This window comes from Kribbella flavida DSM 17836, assembly GCF_000024345.1.
GTDB lineage: Bacteria > Actinomycetota > Actinomycetes > Propionibacteriales > Kribbellaceae > Kribbella > Kribbella flavida.
The window spans coordinates 3,237,089-3,254,735 of record NC_013729.1 but is presented as its reverse complement, the minus strand read 5'-3'; the positions used below and the strand labels follow the sequence as shown (position 1 = coordinate 3,254,735).

The following is a 17,647-nucleotide window of genomic DNA, read 5'->3' as shown; positions in this document are numbered from 1 at the left end:
TCCGGCACCCGTCCGCGTGCCCGCCGCTCCCCTCCGGCACCCGTCCGCGTGCCCGCCGTTCCCCTCCGGTACCCGTCGTCGTGCCCGCGGTTTCCCCGGCACCCGTCGGCGTGCCCGGCTCTGTCCGGCGCGCTTCGTCGTGCCCGGTGGTCAGCCGGCGGAGCGTTGGGCGATCCAGCTGGCGTGCAGGCGGGTGTAGACGCCGCCCAGGGCGACCAGCTCGGCGTGCGCACCGCGCTCGACGACCCGGCCCTGGTCGAAGACGAGCACCTCGTCCGCGGCTTCGGCCGTGGACAGCCGGTGCGCGATCGTCACCGACGTACGACCGGCCATCAACCGCTCGAGGGCCGCGTTGACCCGCACCTCGGTGCCGGGGTCGACCGCGGAGGTCGCCTCGTCCAGCACCAGCAGGTCCGGGTCGGCGATGTTCGCGCGGACCAGCGCGACCAGCTGCCGCTCACCGGCCGACAGAGACTCGCCTCGCTGCCCCACCGGGGAGTTCAGCCCGTCCGGCAACGACTCCAGCCAGTCGGTCAGCCCGAGCGACTCGAACGCGTCCAGCAACTGCTCGTCGGTGACGTCGGGCCGGCCGAACCGCACGTTCTCCGCGAGCGTGGAGTCGAACAGGTACCCGTCCTGCGGCACCATCACGACCCGCTCGCGCAACGAGCTGAACGAGATCGTCCGCGCGTCGGCCCCGTCCAGCAGTACGGCGCCGGAGGTCGGATCCATCAACCGGGTCAGCAGTTTTGCGAACGTCGTCTTGCCGGAGCCGGTCTCGCCGACCACCGCGACCCGCCGGTGCGGCTCCAGCCGGACGTCGACGTCGCGCAGTACGAGCTCGCCCTCGGGATAGGCGAAGTTCACGTCCCGGAACTCGACCGTGATCGGGCCGCGCTGCTGGACCACCCCGTTGTCGCCCGGGTCGACCACGTCGGCCGGGGTGGCGATCACGCCGAGCACCCGGCGCCAGCCGGCGAAGGCGCTCTGCGCGTCGGTCAGCACCTGGGTCGCGATCTGGACCGGGTCGGAGAACAGCGCGACCAGGAACATGAAGGCGAGGATCTCGCCGAGCGTCGCGTCGCCGTCGACGCCGAGCAGCACGCCGGCGGTCAGCACGCCCGCGTTCGCCAGGCCGGCGGCCAGACCACCGATGGAGAAGGTGATACCGGTGATCGCCTGCGCCCGGGTCGCGGTCCGCCGGTAGTCCTCGATCGAGGCGTCGATGCGCTGCTGGGTCCGCCGCTCGATCGCGTACGCGCGCACCACCTGCGCGCCGACGACCGGCTCGGCGATCGCCGACAGCATCTCGCCCACCTTGGACCGGACCACGCCGTACGCCGCGGACATCAGCCGCTGCAGCGACTTGAGACTGGCGAACAGCGGGATGAAGCAGATCAGCACGACCAGCGCGAGCTGCCAGGAGTACACGAACATCACCACGGTCGCGAGCAGCATCTGCCCGAGGCTGACCAGGAAGATGAAGCCACCGAACTGCAGGAACTGCGACACCGTGTCGACGTCGGAGGTCACCCGGCTGACCAGCGCGCCGCGACGCTCCGTGCTTTGGGTCAGCACCGGCAGGTCGTGCACGTGCCGGAAGGCCTTGATCCGCATCGTGGCCAGGCCGCTCTCGGAGTTCACCGCGAGCCGCACCGTGGTCAGGTACGACGCGACGCCGGTGAGCAGGATGCCGCCGGCGCAGACCACGCACATCCAGGCCACGAACGACATGTCCGGGCCGCCGGGACCCGACAGGCCCCTGTCGATGGTCTGCTGGACCGCGATCGGAACGACGATCCGCCCGGCGGTCATGGTCAGCGCCAGCAGGCCGGTGACCCACCAGCCGCGGGCCAGCTCCGGTGAGACCCGGATGCCCTGACGCAGCGTCGCCATCCCACCGGCGTTGTCCCCGTGGTCGACCCTGGTGGCCTCGGCGGCACTCACGCGCTTGCTCCTTCGGTGTCCAGATCGTTCGCTTCGGCCGCGAGCTCGGCCTCTTCCTCACGCCGGGCGGCGTCCTTCTCGTAGGCGTCCACCAGCTCCCGGTACGCCGCGGACTTCTCCTGCAACTCCAGGTGCGTGCCGTGCTCGGTGATCCGGCCGTCGTCCAGGAACAGCACCTCGTCGGCGAGCGAGATCGTCGCCTTCCGGTAGGCGATCACCAGCACGGTGGTGTCCGCGCGGCCACCCTGGACGGCGTTGCGCAGGCCGGCCAGGATCCGCGCCTCGACCTGCGGGTCGACCGCGCTGGTGGCGTCGTCGAGGATCAGCAGCCGCGGCCGGCGGACCAGTGCCCGGGCCAGCGCGATCCGCTGCCGCTGGCCGCCGGACAACGTCGTACCGCGTTCGCCGACCAAGCTGTCGAGGCCGTCGGGCAGCGAGCGGATGAAGCCGTCGCCCTGCGCGATCCGCAGCGCGTCCCAGATGTCGTCGTCGGCGTAGTCGCCGCCGAGTGTGATGTTGCCGCGGATCGTGTCGTCGAACAGGAACGCGGTCTGCGGGACCAGCGCGACCGAGCCGGCGAGCTCGTCGCGGGCCAGCTCGCGCAGGTCGATGCCGTCGATCCGGACCGAGCCCTCCTCGGGGTCGACCAGCCGGGTGAGCAGTGTGGTCAGCGTCGACTTGCCGGCGCCGGTCGGACCGACCACGGCGACCGTACGGCCGGGCTCGACGCTGAAGTCGACACCGGCGAGCACGTCGCGCTCCGGCAGGTAGCCGAAGCGCACGTCGCGGACGTCGAGCCGGGCCGCCTGCACCGACGTCAGTTTCCGGTCGCCGTACTCCATGCCGCCCTCGGCGGTGAGCACCCGCTGGACCCGGTCCCAGCCGACGACCGAGCGCGGCAGCTCACCGAGCACCCAGCCGAGCGCCCGGATCGGGAAGCCGATCAGCATGAACAGGAACGCCACCTGGACCACGTCGCCGGCGTCCGCGGCGCCGGAGCGGACCCGGCCGACGCCGACCAGCAGCACCGCCAGGACACCGACCCGGGGCAGGCCCTCGATCACCGGGTCGAACGCGCCGCGGGCCTTGTTGACCGCGATGTTGGCGTCGCGCAGCGCGTTCGTCGGGCCGGTGAAACGCTCGGTCTCGGCCGCCTCCCGGCCCAGCGTCTTCACCACCAGCGCGCCGTCGAACGACTCGTGCGCGACCTCGGACACGTCGGCGCGCAACTCCTGGGCGCGGGTGGCCAGCGGCTGCAGGACCCGCTGGAAGATCACGTTCGCGACGAAGACCAGCGGGAAGACCAGGCAGCCGACCAGCGCCAGCCAGAAGTCGGCGGCGAACATCGCCGCGATGGCGAAGGCCAGCATCGCGATCACACCGACCGCCATCGGCAGCGGGGCGATCGGGTACCAGGTCGACTCGACGTCGGCGTTCGCGTTGGACAGCAGCTGGCCGGTCGGGTGCCGGTGGTGCCACTCCAGCGGCAGCTTCAGGTACTGCCGGGTGACCCGGCGCCGGTACGTCGCCTGCAGCCGGAACTGCATCACGCCGGCCCCGATCCGGCGGCCGACCACGCCGATCGCGCGCAGCACGGCGATGCCGAGGAACAGCGACACCAGCGACGCGATCGCGCCGACGGTGGTGTCGCCGCGCTCCAGCGCGGGCCGGATCACGTGGTCGGTGGCCCAGCCGAGCGCCCAGCCGTCGGCCACCGTCATCGCGCCGTACAGCATGCTGGCGAGCACCGACAGCGCGAAGACCCAGGGCTCCTCGTGGATCGCGACGCGCAGGACCGCGAACCCGCGCCGGGTCACGCTCCCCTTGCTGGGGACTCTCGGCAACGGCACGGCACATCCTTCGTCGACGACGACACTGTCACGGGCCCCGGCAGCAGCACCGTCAGGGGCGTAGCCAGCCTTGAAGCTGACAACGATCGCCATTCTGCCATTGGGAGCCGACAACTACGATCGAGATGTGACCGACTACAGCCGGGTGGAACGAGTGGCTCTGTGTGACCTCTTCGACCAGCTCGGCCCCGACCGGCCGACGCTGTGCGCGGGCTGGACGACGCACGACCTCGCCGTCCACCTGTACGTGCGGGAGTCGGACCCGATCGCCGGTCCCGGCATCATGATCCCGGCGCTGTCCGACACCACCGAGCGGCGGATGGCCCAGGCGAAGAGCCGCTACAGCTTCGCCGAGGTCGTCGCCAAGGTGCGCTCCGGGCCGCCGACGGTCTCGATCTACTCGCTGCCCAAGATCGGCCGTCAGCTGAACACCACCGAGTACTTCGTGCACCACGAGGACGTCCGCCGGGCGCTGCCCGACTTCCAGGTCCGGGCGCTGCCGGCCGAGCAGCAGGAAGGTCTGTGGAAGCAGGTCCGGCTCGGCGCGAAGTCGATGACGCGCAAAGCCCCCAGCGGCATCGTGCTCCGGCTGCCGGACGGCCGCGAGTCGGTCGCGAAGAAGCCGACGGCGGCCGGTTCGGTCACGGTGACCGGCGAGGCGGCCGAGCTGGTCCTGTTCTGCTTCGGTCGCCAGGCCGTCGCCCAGGTCGACCTGGACGGCGACCCGGAGCTCTCCCGCCGGCTGCTCAGCGCGCGATTCGGAGTCTGAGCCCGCTTCAGTCTGCCGGCGAGGGCTCCGGTCCGGTATCGGTTCCCGGCTGAAACCCGTCCTCGACCGCCTTCTTCCGGCGGTGCCGCTGGACCAGGCTGCTGATCACCGTGGTCAGCACCACCAGCACGATCGCCGCCAGCACGCCCTGCCACGGCTCGTCGAACAGCGCGTAGCCCAGCAGTCCGATCGCCATGTAGACCGCCGCCCACAGCGACGACGCGGTCAGGTCGACCACGGCGAACCGGTGCCACGGATACCCGGCGAGGCCGGCGGCCAGCAGCACCGGGACCCGTCCGCCGGGGATCAGCCGCGAGGTCAGCAGCACGGTGATCTCGTGCTCGGCCAGCCGCACCTTCAACGCCTCGAGCGACGTGTTGTCCCGTAGCCAGCCGATCCGCTGGGCCAGTCGTTCGCCGCCCGCGCGGCACCCGGCGTACACGATCAGGTCGCCGAGGTATGCGCCACCGGCGCCGGCGATCAGGACGCCGACCAGGCCGATCGGGTTGCCGTGCGAGGCGAGCACGGCCCCGGCCGACACTGCCGCGCCGGTCGGCACCACGGGCAGCACAGCGCCGAGCAGCACCGCCCCGGCGAGCACCACCAGGTACCAGATGTCGAAGTGCGGCTCACCGCTCACGGCCGCACCACCTCCGTCGACTGCCCGGGCATCAGGACTTTCACCTCGACCGCGGCGTCCAGCTCGGCCATCGCGGCCTTGAAGCGGTCCCCGGGCGGAAGGAACAGGTCCGGCTTCAGCCAGTCGCAGCCGATCGGCCAGAACGTGCCGAAGTGCACCGGTACGGCGTACCGCGCGCCGACGCGACGAACCGCCTCGGCCGCTTTGACCGGGTCCAGGTGGCCGAGCCCGAGCGATGGCCCCCAGCCGCCGACCGGAACCAGCGCCACGTCCACGGGTCCCGCCTCGGCCGCCAGCCCGTCGTACAGGTCGGTGTCACCGGCGAACCACACGCTCGGCGACCCTTCCACCCGGTACCCCAGCGCCGGAGCGGTGTACGCCGACCAGGGCAGCCGGCGGCCGTCGTGGTCCGCGGTGACCGCGGTGATCTCGAGCGCGCCGATCCGCACCTGGTTGCCCGGAGCAACCTCGATGCACCGGTCCGAGTACGCCGTACCGAGCTCGGCACGGATCAGCTTCGCCGCGCCCCGCGGTACGACGAGCGCCGCGTCCGGCGCGACCAGCGGCAGCGATGTCAGGTGCAGGTGGTCGGCATGCAGGTGTGAGACCAGGACCGCGTCGCACTCCCCCGCGACCGGGGCCGGCACGGGGCCGCGACGCCTGCGCAGGTGCGCGATCCGGGCCGTCAGCACCGGATCGGTGAGCAACCGCGTGCCGTTCTGCTCGATGGTGGTGGTGGCATGCCCCCACCAGGTGATCCGCACGCGTCAGGCCTCCACACTCGCGTCCTTGGGGCTGTCCACCCGGCCGGCCTCGGCCGGCTCGTCGACCGTCGGGGTCTCGGGGCGCCGGCGCTGACCGAGCTGGTCGAGCCAGCCGATCAGCAGCTCGTGGACCGCGTCGGAGCCTACGGGAGCCTGCTCGACCACCCACCGGCGCGGGTGCACCAGCACCGCCTCGGTCTGCCAGCCGCCGATGCCGCCGTGGCAGCCGACTAGCTCCTCGAAGGCCGCCACCTCGTCGGTGAACTCGTCCAGCCGGCTGACCACCACCACGTCGCCGTTGTGCGGCATCTCGGCCTGCCGCAGCATCGACGCCGCCGCCAACGGCCCGTACGGCGCGAGCGGGTCGACACCCTCGATCCGGCCGGAGCGCAGCACGTGCACGCCGGCGCGGCCGATCGCGACCGGGCCTTCGGCCAGCGTGTCGACGACCAGGAAGCCGATGCCCGGATGCGTCGCGAGCCCGGGAACCAGCCGCGGGTGCAGCAGCTCGATCTCCTCCAGCGGGACGCGGCCCGGCGTGGTGGCCAGGTAGATCAGCGCGAGATTGCCCGACGCGGTGACCACCATCTGCTCGTCGGGGGCGACCGGCGGCTCGCAGTCCCGCGGACCGAGCTCGACCTCGCCGCGGGACGCCTTGCCGTGCAGCGCCTTGCGGGTGACGGAGCCGGCGACGCTGCGGCGCAGGCTCAGCTCGGTCAGGAACGCGTTGACCGGCCCCCAGCCCTCCGACCGGGCGGTCGCCTCGACCGGGTGCTTGGTGGTGTCGACCAGCTCGTCGACCACCTGGGTGAGCGTGCGCCCGTACCGCTGCAGGAAGGTGGAGCCCTGGCTCTGCCCGTGGTCCGACAGCACCACGATCTCGTACGAGTGCGGCAGCAGGTCGATGATGCGCTGCAGCGCGCCGAGCACCCGGTCCAGCCCTTCCAGCGTCTGCAGCGACTCCGGGCGGGTCGGGCCGGCGTGGTGGGCCACCTCGTCGTAGTCGACGAAGTCGCAGTAGATCACCGGCGTGCCCTTGACCAGCTCGTCGGTGATCAGCGAGACGTTGAGGTCGCGCAGCAGCACGTTCGAGATCGCGCGCAGGAAGATGTACGAGCCGCCGCGGTTGACCCGCGGGACGAGTTGGCGGCGGCGCTGGCGGCGGGCCTGGTGCAGCTCCTTGACCATCTCCCCGACCGACAGCACCAGGCCCCGGGCGGCGCCCTGCGGGCTGGAGAAGAACCGGACGTAGCCGCGGCTGCGGGTGGTCGGCAGCGCCGCGCGGCTGAAGACGAGCACCGAGTTCGGGGCGTCGCCGGACCAGTTGTTGCTGATGCTGACGCCACCATCGGCGAGCAGACCGCGGCCGGTGGAGATCCGGGCCTCGATCTCGGCGGCGTCGCGGGACCGGTTGGTCACCATCACCCGGCCGGTCTCCTTCTCGTACCACCGGAAGGCCGGGATCTGCCCGGAGCCGCCGTGCAGGATGCCCGCCTGGCTGGCCGGAGTCGTCGCCGGGACGCCGGTGTGCCAGCCGAGCATCGAGTGGCTGCCGTCGCGGATCCAGCCGCCGAGGTGCGGCAGGTTGCCCGACATCACCATCCAGTTCAGCAGCGGCGCCGAGAGCCCGTCGATCTGGACGATCAGCAGGCCCGTCCTGGGGGCCGGCTGGATCCGGCGCGCCCGGCGGCGGACCCCGCGCATCACCTCCGCGACGTACGCGTCGTCGCTGCCGGCGTACGCGATCCAGCCGACGAAGGCGCTCGCCGACGACATCACGACCGAGACCAGCAGCGGCGCCTCGACCCCGCCGTGCAGGTTCACGCCGGGGTCGAGGGTGACGCCGAGGTAGACCACCCCGAACTGCGACAGCAGGCCGCCGACCAGGACGCCGACCGAGCCGATCAGGATGGCCAGCCCGGCCAGCAGCCAGCGCATCAGCAGCCCGATCACGGCCAGCAGCACGACCAGGCGCAGCACCGGCAGCGTGCCGTCGCTGCTGATCTGAGGCAACGTCCAGAAGGTGATCACCAGCGAGACCAGCGACGCCAGGCCGCCGAGCAGCATCGCCTGCAGACCCCTGGTGGTGCGGCGCAGGTCGATCCAGATCGGACCCCGGCGCCGGCCGCCGGAGACCTGTTCAGGTGGTTTTACCAACCGTCGGACTCCCCGTTCGCGTAGCAGTTCACTCCTGGAACGAGCCTACGAGGCCGCACCGACCAGGTGAGCACCGCGCCACGCGACCAGCGGGTGCTTCCCGGGTGAACCCTGAACCCGAGCGGGGTGAACCCTCACTGCAACTCGAGGTAGTCCACCTCCGCGTAGGAGTTGCCCTTGGTCAGCCGGATCGTGTTCCAGCCTTCCGTGAGCGTGACGCCGACCGAGCTCTGCCGCCAGTTGTCCCAGCCGGTGACCGGGTAGCTGACCGATCCCTGGCTGTTGCCGTTGACAACCACGCCGTGACTGCCGGTGCTGCCGGTGCCGTTCGCGTAGGCGACCCACAGCGTGTAGCTGCCCGCCCGCGGCGCGTACACGCTGGTCTGCACCCAGGAGTCCGCGAAGTCGATGTACGCCGCGACGGCGCCACCGGACGCCCCGGCCGCACCGGTGCGGACCCGGGCGTTGTTCAGCGTGCCCCGCTCGGCCTCGGTCCGAACCCGGCTACCGCGGACGACGGGGTAGTCGTTGGCCCAGCCGAGGTCGGCGACGTACAGGTGACGGGAGCCGTTGACCCAGCCGTGCAGGAAGACCTTGTCGTTGGTGAAGTCCGCGCCACCGGGGCCGCAGACGCGGTTGTCGAACGTCGCAGTCGTCATCAGCGGCCGGTAGGCGACGGTCCACGGGCCGCTCAGCGTCGGGGCGGTGGCGTAGGAGGTGAGGTAGTTGCAGTCGGTGTAGCCGCCGCCGGAGTAGAAGAGCACGAACTGGCTGCCGCGCTGGACGAGGTCCGGCGCCTCGATCACGCTGCTGGACGAGAGCAGCGCGGTGTTGCCACCGGTCAGGGCGGTCCCGTTGTTCGTGGTGCGGGTCAGCCAGAGGGTGGAGTTGGCGCCGATCGCGTTGCCGTCGTTCTTCCACAGCAGGTAGCGGGTGCCGTCCGCGGCGACGAACGTGTTCGCGTCGATCGCGCCGCCGAGGTTGAGCGGGCAGATCAGCGGCTGACTGCCGACCGGCTGGAACGGGCCGAGCGGCGAGCCGGCCGTCGCGACGCCGATGCACTGCCGGCCGGAGGTCCGGTGCCACGCGGTGTAGGTGAGGGTGAAGCTGCCGTCCGGGTTCGGGTGCACGTCGGGCGCCCAGGTCCGGCCGGCCTGTGCCCAGCCCGCCGACGGGCCGCCGGGCATCGCGTCGCCGCGGATCGTCCACGGGCCGTTCGGGCTGGGTGCGGAGGCGGCCGGGACGTGGCCGCGGCCGTTGTTGGTCGAGTACGCGTACCAGGTGCCGTTCACCTGGATCACGTCCGGATCGGGAAAGTCCTCGGTGATCACGGGACTCGGGAAGACCGCGGCGGCGACCCGCTGCTCGGCGGCGTACGCCGGGGTGATCGAGCCGGCGACGGCCGCCACGACGGCCAGCGCGGCCAGGATTCGTCTGCGCATCAGTACTCCTCAGGTGGGGCGGAACCTGCGCGCACCACTTTTCCATCGATTCACCTGGAAGACGAGAGCCCGGATTCTTTCCGTGCCGATCGCTGGACCCGGCGGCGTGCGGGGTGTTGACTCCGGGGTGTTGGTTTCCGCCTGAGGGGTTGGAGTTCTTGTGAAGTTCTTACCAAAGATGTCGCCTCGGGGGTTCGTGGCCGTCGCCGCCGCGGTGGCGGCCACGGCCGGCCTGGTGAGCCAGTCGATCGCGGCGCCCGCGCAGGCGCCCGCCCAGGTGCAGGCGACCGGTCTGCAGCAACAGCTGGACACCCTGCTCGGTGACCCGCGGTTCCAGGGCTCGCAGGTCGGCCTGCTCGTGCGCGACGCGACCACCGGCGAGACGCTGTACGACCGCAACGGCGGCACCCGGCTGCTGCCCGCCTCGAACACGAAGCTGTTCTCGTCCGCCGCCGCGATGGAGACGCTCGGCGCGGACTACCGCTTCCACACCGACGTCCTGGCCACGGCCCCGGTCCGCGACGGCAAGCTGCGCGGCGACCTCTACCTCAAGGGGTACGGTGACCCGACCTCGCTGGAGAGCGACTACGTCGCACTGGCCAAGCAGGTCGCGCAGTCCGGCGTACGGCGGATCGACGGGGACCTGGTCGCCGACGACACCTACTTCGACCACGTCCGCCTCGGCGACAGCTGGGCCTGGGACGACGAGCCGTTCTACTACGCCGCCCAGATCTCCGCGCTGACGCTGGCCCCGAACGCCGACTACGACTCCGGCACGGCGATCGTCGAGAGCCGGCCCGGCAGCACGGTCGGCGCACCGGTGGACCTCAAGCTGGTCCCGGCCACCAGCGTGCTCAAGCTGGTCAGCACCGCGACGACCGGCGCGGCCGGCTCCGCCAACACCCTGAGCATCGAGCGCGACCACGGCACCAACATCGTCCGGGTCACCGGCTCCGTGCCGGCCGGCAGCAGCGTCGGCACCGAGTGGGTCACGGTCTGGGAGCCGCAGGTCTACGCGGCCGACGTGTTCCGCCGCGCGCTCGCCGCCCAGGGCGTCCGGGTCGACGGCCGGATCAAGGTCGCCGCGACACCGGCCGCCGGCACCCGTCGGCTGGCCCGGGACGAGTCGATGACCGTCGGCCAGCTGATGAACCCGTTCATGAAGCTGTCGAACAACATGCACGCCGAGACCCTGGTCAAGGCGATGGGTGCGGTCGCCGCGGCCAACGGCAGCTGGCCGGCCGGGCTGGGCGTCGTCACGCAGTACGCGAAGAGCGTCGGCGTCGACACCGGCACGATCCGGCTGTCCGACGGCTCCGGCCTGTCCCGCAAGGTGAACGTGACCCCGAAGAGCGTCACGGACCTGCTGGTCGCCGTCCAGAAGGAGCCATGGTTCCAGCAGTGGTACGACGCGCTGCCGATCGCGGGCAACCCGGACCGGTTCACCGGCGGCACCCTGCGCAACCGGATGGCCGGCACCCCGGCCGCGAACAACGTGCACGCGAAGACCGGTTCGCTGACCGGGGTCACCGCACTGTCGGGCTACGTCTCCACCAAGGACGGCCGCAAGCTGGTCTTCTCGATGATCAGCAACAACTACCTGGTCAGCCCGCGCGCGGTCGAGGACGCCGTCGGCGTCACGCTCGCCTCCTGGTCCGACCAGGCCCCGCCGGCCGCCGTCGCTCCCTCTACCAAGCGCGTCGCGCTCACCGACGACGTCTGCACCGAGTGGACCAAGGCCTGCTGACGCACTGAACAGCCAACCCGATGGACAGCGCGGCGGCCGGTCTCCACGATGGAGCAATGACCGCCGCGCTGCTCCCCGTCCGGCCGAGAGTCCGGGTCACCGCGTGACCGCCGAATTGCCCGCCGGGCTGACGGTCCGGCCGGCCCGCCCGGACGACGACGCGGCGATCGCGGCGCAGTTGGCGGCGTACACGTCGGCGCTGATCGGGTTCCCCAAGCACAGCGCCGAGGACGTCGCGAACTACCTGCGCGATCCGAAGCTGCGGCTCGCCACCGACAGCTGGCTGGTGCACGACGGCGACCGGCTGGTCGGGACAGCGACCGCGCTCGCCCACAACGTGCCGGGCCAGGTCGACGTCGACGTGTTCTCGGCCGACCCGGCGGTCGCCGCCTGGTTGCTCGACCGAGCGTGCGCGCATGCCGTCGACCGAGCCCGCGGGGCCGACCTGGCCGAGGTGAAGCTGCGGGTCGGCGTACTGCGGGAGGACACCGCGCTGCCCGAACTGCTGGCTGGCTTCACCCTGGAGACGTCGATCCAGCGGATGCGGATCGACCACCCGGAGCCCCCGCCGGTCCCAGAGCCGCCTGCGGGTGTGGTGCTGCGCCGGGGCGCTTTCGACGACGCGACCAGACGAGCCGCGCACGCGGTGATCGCCGGCGCCTTCGCCGACCAGCCCGGCGCCGTCCCGCGCCCGTACGACGACTGGCTGGCGTCGCGGGAAGCCCGGTCGACGTTCGACTGGTCCCAGCTGACGGTCGCCGAGCTGGACGGCCGGGCGGTCGCCGTCCAGGAGTGCAACGACAACCTGGTGAGGTCCGACCGGTGCGGCTACATCGGCCGGCTCGGGGTGCTGCCGGGCGCGCGCGGTCGCGGGCTGGCGAAGTACCTGCTGCTGGACCAGTTCGCCCAGGACGCCGCGGCCGGTCTGACCGGCACGATGCTGCACGTCGACAGCTCGAACCCGACCCCGGCGGTAGCGCTCTACCGGGGCGTGGGGATGCGGCCGAACGCGGTCAGCGACCTCTGGTCGAAGGTCGTACCGCTCGGTTGAGCGCTCACCGCGCCCGTCAGCGGAAGCGGTGGTGCGGCGCCCTCGCCGGGCCGGTCGCGGTCCGTCCCGGCGAGGGCGTCAGTTCAGCACCACCCGCTGCCCCGTACTGCCGGCCAGCACGGTCCGGCTGCCGAGGGGACTGCGGAGGTCGAGCTGGACCTGTGCCGGTCCGGTCTCGGGCCTCACGCACTCGCCGCTGCCCGGCTCGTCCGGCGCCACCACGTAGCGGTACGCGGCGATCCGGACCGTGGTCGCGTCCTGATCGAGGATGCGGACCATCGTGTGCGGGTGGCAGCCTTCGCCGGCCGCGGAACCCCGGGCCGCCTCGACCACCAGCAGGGACGCAGACTCGACCGACGGCCGCACAGCCGTCACCGGAATCTCCCCCTGCAGCAGCATCAGGGTGGTACCGAACGTGAACTGGGCCGGCGGCGGGCCGTCGTCGAGCAACCCGGCCGTCGGCGTACTGATCGGGGCGGCCGGCTCGGCGTCGGAGCCGAGGTCCGTCGTCGTCGCCACGGCGGCGGTCGCGACTGCCACCACAGCCGCGACGGCCAGCAGGTTGCGCCGCCGCCGGCGCCGGCGGACCACCGCCTCCACCCGGGTGAAGGGTGGCGCGTGGTCGGGGGTCTGCTGGTCGACGTACTCGACCAGCAACTCGGTTCTGACCTCAGGCATAGGGCACCTCCTCCTGGACGGCGAGCAGCGGAGCCAGCGCTTGCCGGGCCCTGGCCAGCCGGGACTTCACGGTGCCCTGCGGCACCTGCAGTTCGTCGGCGATCTGGTCGATCGGCAGATCCATCACGTGGTGCAGCACCACCGCGGCCCGCTGAGCCGGCGGGATTCTGGCCAGCGCCGCCGCCACGTCGAGCGCGTCCCCGTCCGGCTCACGAACCTCACCTGTTCTCCCGAGCAGCTTGGCCGACGCCTTCGCCGCCACCTGCTGCCTGCGCAGCCGGCTGACCAGCGTGCGGACAGCGACCGCCCGCACCCAGGCCTCCGGATCGTCGTACCGGCGGATGCTGTCCCAGCGGCCGAGCAGCTTGACGTAGGCGTCCTGCGCGACCTCCTCGGCGTCGGCCCGGGACCCTCCGATGGACACCAGGACGCCGATCAGCCGCGGCCAGGTCCGGGCGTAGAGCGCCGCGACCTCCGCGTTCGGATCGGGATCGATGTGCCTCACACCGCTAACACGCGCCAGCACCGGATCAGGTTCCATCCAGTTTCCGCAGTTGGCAACGGGAAGACCCGGAACCGACGGCGCCTCAGCTCAGGAGGGCGTCGGCGGACCGGAAGGGCCGCGTCAGCTCAAGTCGGCGTTGAGGCGGCCTAGCAGGCGGGCCAGATCGGTCAGATCGGCGCTGTCCCAGCGGTCCAGAATGGCCCGGAACTTCACCTGCCGCTGGGCCCGCATCGCGTTGAAGCCCTCGGTCCCGGCCTCGGTCAGGCGGAGCAGGCGCGCCCGGCCGTCGTCGGGGTCGCCGACGCGCTCGATCAGACCGAGGGACTCCAGCTGCGACAGGCCGCGGCTGACCGTGGACTTGTCCAGGCCGAGAGCCTGCGCCACGTCGGAAGCACGCACCCCGGCGCGGCCGGCCGACGTACCGAGCTCGATCTGGGAGATGAGCGCGTAGCCGGCCGCGTCCATCTCCGGGTGCACCCGGCGGGCCAGCAGCATCTGCGCGGATCGCGCGCGTCGCAGCAGGATCGACAACTCCTGCTCGACGTCGGCGATCAGAGCGGTGGAGTCCTCCGAGCGCTGCTCCGGGTGGTGGGCGACCACCTTGCTCACCGGACCACGATGCCGGCGTCGCGCAGCGCCTTCTTGACGTCGGCGATGCGCAGGTCGCCGAAGTGGAAGACACTGGCCGCCAGCACGGCGTCCGCCCCGGCCTCGACCGCCGGCGGGAAGTGCTCGGGCGCACCCGCTCCCCCGCTGGCGATCAGCGGTACGTCGACCACCGCGCGAACCGCCCGGATCAGTTCCAGGTCGAAGCCCTGCTTGGTGCCGTCGGCATCCATCGAGTTCAGCAGGATCTCCCCCGCACCGAGCTCGGCGCCCTTGCGGGCCCACTCGATCGCGTCGAGCCCGGCGGACTTGCGGCCGCCGTGCGTGGTCACCTCGAACCCGCTCGGCTGCTCCGCCGAACGCCGGACGTCGAGCGACAGCACCAGCACCTGGTTGCCGAAGCGGTGCGCGATCTGCTCGATCACGGCCGGCCGCGCGATCGCGCCGGTGTTGATGCCGACCTTGTCGGCGCCGGCCCGCAGCAGCCGGTCCACGTCCGCGGCCTCCCGGACGCCGCCGCCGACGGTGAGCGGGATGAAGACCTGCTCGGCCGTCCGCCGGACCACCTCGTACGTCGTCTCGCGCGACCCCGACGAGGCGGTGATGTCGAGAAAGGTCAGCTCGTCGGCGCCCTCGGCGTCGTACAGCTTGGCCATCTCGACCGGGTCACCGGCGTCGCGCAGGTCGACGAAGTTGACGCCCTTGACCACCCGCCCGGCATCCACGTCCAGGCAGGGAATCACACGCACGGCAAGGCTCACGCCCCCAGGCTATCGATCAGACGGCGTCCGGATCACATCTGCCCACGGATTGCACCTGCCGGCGGTCCGCACCGCCGGCACTGACCGACCGACGCACGGGCCCACCGCTGGGAAGGCGCCGAGCGCGGAAGGCCTGGCGGCAGGCCTTCCGCGCTCGGTTGCCGAGTGCTGGACGTTCACTTCCAGGCGCGGCGTCTGCTCTCGGCCGGGACGACGGGGGCGGTCGACTCCCAGACCCGGCGCCAGCGGGCGGCGTCCGGGCCGGACTGGGACGGCGAGGCGCCGGCCGCGACCCGCCGACGGGCCTCGTACCAGGTGGTCGACTCCTCGTCCAGCAGTGCCGACACGGCCGCGGCGATCCGGGGCGCGAAGTCGCGAGCGCTCTGGCCCTCGGCCGGCCACAGCGGGTCGCCGTACCGGACCGCCACCGTCGGGCGGCCCGGCACCGGCCAGCCCCGCCCGCGCGGCATCGCGGCGAACGAGCCCTTGATGCCGACCGGGATCACCGGTACGCCGTGCTCGACCGCCAGGTACGCCGCGCCCATCCGGAACCGCTCCATCCAGCCGTCGGGCGAGCGGGTGCCCTCCGGGAAGACCACCACGTTCCAGCCGTCGGCGAGCAGGTCGCCGGGCGTCGCGCTGAGCTTGCCGCCGCGGCGCTCGATCGGGAACGTGTTGAACACGATCGCCGACGCGGTCGCCCGCCACCAGGTGTCGAAGAAGTAGTCGGCGGCCGCGGCCACCGCGGTCTTGCGGCGCATCCCGTCCGGCAGCGTGCAGAGCAGCAGCGGGGTGTCCAGGTGCGACGAGTGGTTCGCCACGATCAGCGCCGGGCCGTCGACCTTGAGCAGCGAGTCGAGCCCGCTGACCTGCGGGTTCACCTCGAACCGCAGCACCGAGTTGAGCGCGCCCTTCTGCAGCACCTCGCGGACCGCGATCGCGGCCGGCGTCCGGGCCCACCTGGTCGGGAAGACCGAGCTCTCCTGGGGGATCACGTACGGCTCCGCCGAGCGCGGCACCTGCGGGCGGCGTCCCCAGCGCCAGCCGCGCGCGACCTGCTTGACGTCGCGCGCGGTGTCCCGGCCGAACTTCACCAGGTTCGTGCCCATCAGCGAACGTCCGCGAGCAGGTGGGGCGGGTTGTGCAGGTAGGTGATCGACGGCGACCGGCCGACCGAGTGGCTGACCATCTCCAGCGCGTCCTGCAGCGTCGAGGCGGACCGGAAGCCCATCCGCTCGACGGTCTTGCGGTTCGCGCCGACCCAGACGATGTCGCCGCAGTGGTCCAGCGCGTGCGAGATCCAGTACCACATGTAGAACGGGTGCACGCCGTGGTACGCGTACGACGTCCGGTACAGGTGGATGTACCACGGGTCCTCGGCGTACTGCTTCTCGAACTTCGCCTCGATGGTGGCCGGGTCGGTCGACTCCGACAGCACCTCCTCGAAGAAGTCCACGTACGACGGATGGTGCAGCTGGCTGAACTCGTAGTCCACCGGGTGGTACAGGATCACCGCGCCGTCCTTGCGGACGACCGGGTTGCCCCGGTAGGAGTTGAAGTAGTAGCCCAGCCCCATGCAGGCGGCCAGGATCGGGTTCATCACCGAGTTCACGTTGTACGGGCCGACGAACGGCACGCCCATGATCGCGACGTCGGACTGGCCCTGCACCTCGACCAGGTGTTGGCGGTGCACGTTGTCGATCGTCTTCTCGTGCACCGGCTCGATCTTGCCGGCGTGAATGCCGGTCAGACCGTAGTTCGACCGGACGTCGGTGAAGATCTTGTGCCGCAGCTTGGCCGGGGCCAGGTCGAGGCCGCGCTTGGTGGCCAGCATCGAGGCCTGGTCCTTGATCGACCACTCCCACTCGCGCTTCTGAAGGAACTCCAGCGGGCCGCCGAAGATGTCGTTGTTCAGCGTGGTCTCGATCTGGAAGACCTTGACGTGCTCGGTCAGCACCGCGCCCATCCGCCAGGCCGAGTGGTGCATCTTCGAGGCCTTGTGGTCCATGAACGAGCGCGAGTGGATCATCGTGTGGCTGTTGTGGTGGTGCTTCAGCGACTTGTACGACGCCAGCCCGATCGACGTCGACTTGTGGCCGCCGTCCATCGCCACCAGGTTCACGTTCACGTAGACCAGCAGGTCGGACTCGGCCGCCCGCCGGGAGATCTCGACGTCCTCGCCGTGCTCGGTCTGGCCCAGGTGGGTCAGGTTCTCGGTGTCCTCGGCGTCGAAGTTGTACAGCTTGCCGTCGGGGAAGAACGACCGGAAGACCCGCTCGCCGACGATCTCGCGCAGCTCGTTCGGGGTCAGCCGGCGGTGCAGCGCGTTGGCCGAGATCAGCTCGACGTCGTCGACGCCGGCGTCCGCGGCCATCGTCAGCACGGCCTCGATCACCCGCTGGCGGATGTCGGGCTTCTTCATCGGCGGCAGCGGCAGCGAGATGTCGTCGAAGGCGATCGTCAGCCGCATCCCGGGCCGCAGCAGCTCCGGCAGCGGCTCGGACTCGATCGGGTGCAGCAGCGCGTTCTGGATCGCCTCCTCGACGTCGCGCACCGGCGGCAGCGCCTCCGGCGGGTACACCACCCGGGTGCCCAGCGGGAACCGCTCCAGCAGGAAGCCCTCACCGTTGTGCACGAGCAGCGGCGGCGTCCGGTCGTCCACCTCAAGCACAAACCCTGGCCGAGCCATGTCAGAACCTCTCTCGTCGTACGTTCAACGGCCTACCCGCT

Annotated in this window: 15 protein-coding genes; 3 read left to right on the top strand and 12 right to left on the bottom strand. The window is 71.6% G+C overall.

The window, feature by feature from the left end:
- Nucleotides 1-150: 150 nt before the first annotated feature.
- Together KFLA_RS15125 and KFLA_RS15120 are read right to left on the bottom strand one after the other, a co-directional pair.
- Nucleotides 151-1,947: an ABC transporter ATP-binding protein gene (locus KFLA_RS15125; protein WP_012920674.1), complete on the bottom strand. Its 1,797-nt coding sequence runs from the start codon at nt 1,945-1,947 to the stop codon at nt 151-153.
- A complete protein-coding gene (locus tag KFLA_RS15120) occupies nt 1,944-3,797 on the bottom strand; it encodes an ABC transporter ATP-binding protein (protein ID WP_012920673.1) in 1,854 nt (617 codons plus the stop codon). The genes KFLA_RS15125 and KFLA_RS15120 overlap by 4 nt, the downstream gene beginning before the upstream one ends.
- Nucleotides 3,798-3,924: 127 nt before the next feature.
- Here KFLA_RS15120 and KFLA_RS15115 point away from each other — a divergent pair, with 127 nt between their 5' ends.
- Nucleotides 3,925-4,566: a TIGR03085 family metal-binding protein gene (locus KFLA_RS15115; RefSeq protein WP_012920672.1), complete on the top strand. Its 642-nt coding sequence runs from the start codon at nt 3,925-3,927 to the stop codon at nt 4,564-4,566.
- Between the two features lie 7 nt (nt 4,567-4,573).
- On the opposite strand, the gene KFLA_RS15110 is transcribed toward KFLA_RS15115, so the two are convergent.
- The 4 genes from KFLA_RS15110 to KFLA_RS15095 all read right to left on the bottom strand — a co-directional run bounded on the left by KFLA_RS15110 (nt 4,574) and on the right by KFLA_RS15095 (nt 9,569).
- The gene (locus KFLA_RS15110) at nt 4,574-5,206 is read right to left on the bottom strand and encodes a DedA family protein (RefSeq protein WP_012920671.1); all 633 of its coding nucleotides are present in this window, start codon (nt 5,204-5,206) and stop codon (nt 4,574-4,576) included.
- Nucleotides 5,203-5,970: an MBL fold metallo-hydrolase gene (locus KFLA_RS15105; RefSeq protein WP_012920670.1), complete on the bottom strand. Its 768-nt coding sequence runs from the start codon at nt 5,968-5,970 to the stop codon at nt 5,203-5,205. The genes KFLA_RS15110 and KFLA_RS15105 overlap by 4 nt, the downstream gene beginning before the upstream one ends.
- Nucleotides 5,971-5,973: 3 nt before the next feature.
- Entirely contained in the window at nt 5,974-8,127 is a 2,154-nt protein-coding gene (locus tag KFLA_RS15100) for an alkaline phosphatase family protein (protein ID WP_049797348.1), read from the bottom strand.
- 134 nt (nt 8,128-8,261) lie between these two features.
- Nucleotides 8,262-9,569, bottom strand: coding sequence for a family 43 glycosylhydrolase (locus KFLA_RS15095; protein WP_012920668.1), 1,308 nt, complete (start codon nt 9,567-9,569; stop codon nt 8,262-8,264).
- A gap of 160 nt (nt 9,570-9,729) precedes the next feature.
- On the opposite strand from KFLA_RS15095, the gene dacB reads away from it, so the two are divergent.
- Together dacB and KFLA_RS15085 are read left to right on the top strand one after the other, a co-directional pair.
- Complete coding sequence (dacB, locus tag KFLA_RS15090; RefSeq protein WP_012920667.1) at nt 9,730-11,316, top strand: D-alanyl-D-alanine carboxypeptidase/D-alanyl-D-alanine endopeptidase; 1,587 nt, start codon at nt 9,730-9,732, stop codon at nt 11,314-11,316.
- 103 nt (nt 11,317-11,419) lie between these two features.
- On the top strand, nt 11,420-12,367 hold the full coding sequence (locus tag KFLA_RS15085) for a GNAT family N-acetyltransferase (RefSeq protein WP_012920666.1): 948 nt from the start codon (nt 11,420-11,422) through the stop codon (nt 12,365-12,367).
- A 78-nt stretch (nt 12,368-12,445) separates the two neighbouring features.
- Here KFLA_RS15085 and KFLA_RS15080 read toward each other — a convergent pair whose 3' ends face one another.
- From KFLA_RS15080 to larAH, 6 genes are all read right to left on the bottom strand, one after another.
- Nucleotides 12,446-13,045, bottom strand: coding sequence for a hypothetical protein (locus KFLA_RS15080; protein ID WP_012920665.1), 600 nt, complete (start codon nt 13,043-13,045; stop codon nt 12,446-12,448).
- The gene (locus KFLA_RS15075; RefSeq protein ID WP_158307283.1) at nt 13,038-13,550 is read right to left on the bottom strand and encodes an RNA polymerase sigma factor; all 513 of its coding nucleotides are present in this window, start codon (nt 13,548-13,550) and stop codon (nt 13,038-13,040) included. The genes KFLA_RS15080 and KFLA_RS15075 overlap by 8 nt, the downstream gene beginning before the upstream one ends.
- 120 nt (nt 13,551-13,670) lie before the next feature.
- The gene (locus tag KFLA_RS15070) at nt 13,671-14,159 is read right to left on the bottom strand and encodes a MarR family winged helix-turn-helix transcriptional regulator (protein WP_012920663.1); all 489 of its coding nucleotides are present in this window, start codon (nt 14,157-14,159) and stop codon (nt 13,671-13,673) included.
- Entirely contained in the window at nt 14,156-14,917 is a 762-nt protein-coding gene (hisF, locus tag KFLA_RS15065) for an imidazole glycerol phosphate synthase subunit HisF (RefSeq protein ID WP_041289333.1), read from the bottom strand. Before hisF ends, KFLA_RS15070 begins: the two co-directional genes overlap by 4 nt.
- 176 nt (nt 14,918-15,093) lie before the next feature.
- Nucleotides 15,094-16,026, bottom strand: coding sequence for a lysophospholipid acyltransferase family protein (locus KFLA_RS15060; RefSeq protein WP_012920661.1), 933 nt, complete (start codon nt 16,024-16,026; stop codon nt 15,094-15,096).
- A complete protein-coding gene (gene larAH, locus KFLA_RS15055; RefSeq protein WP_237706811.1) occupies nt 16,026-17,579 on the bottom strand; it encodes an NPN-dependent hydroxyacid isomerase, LarAH14/15/16 family in 1,554 nt (517 codons plus the stop codon). The genes KFLA_RS15060 and larAH overlap by 1 nt, the downstream gene beginning before the upstream one ends.
- Nucleotides 17,580-17,647 lie beyond the last annotated feature (68 nt).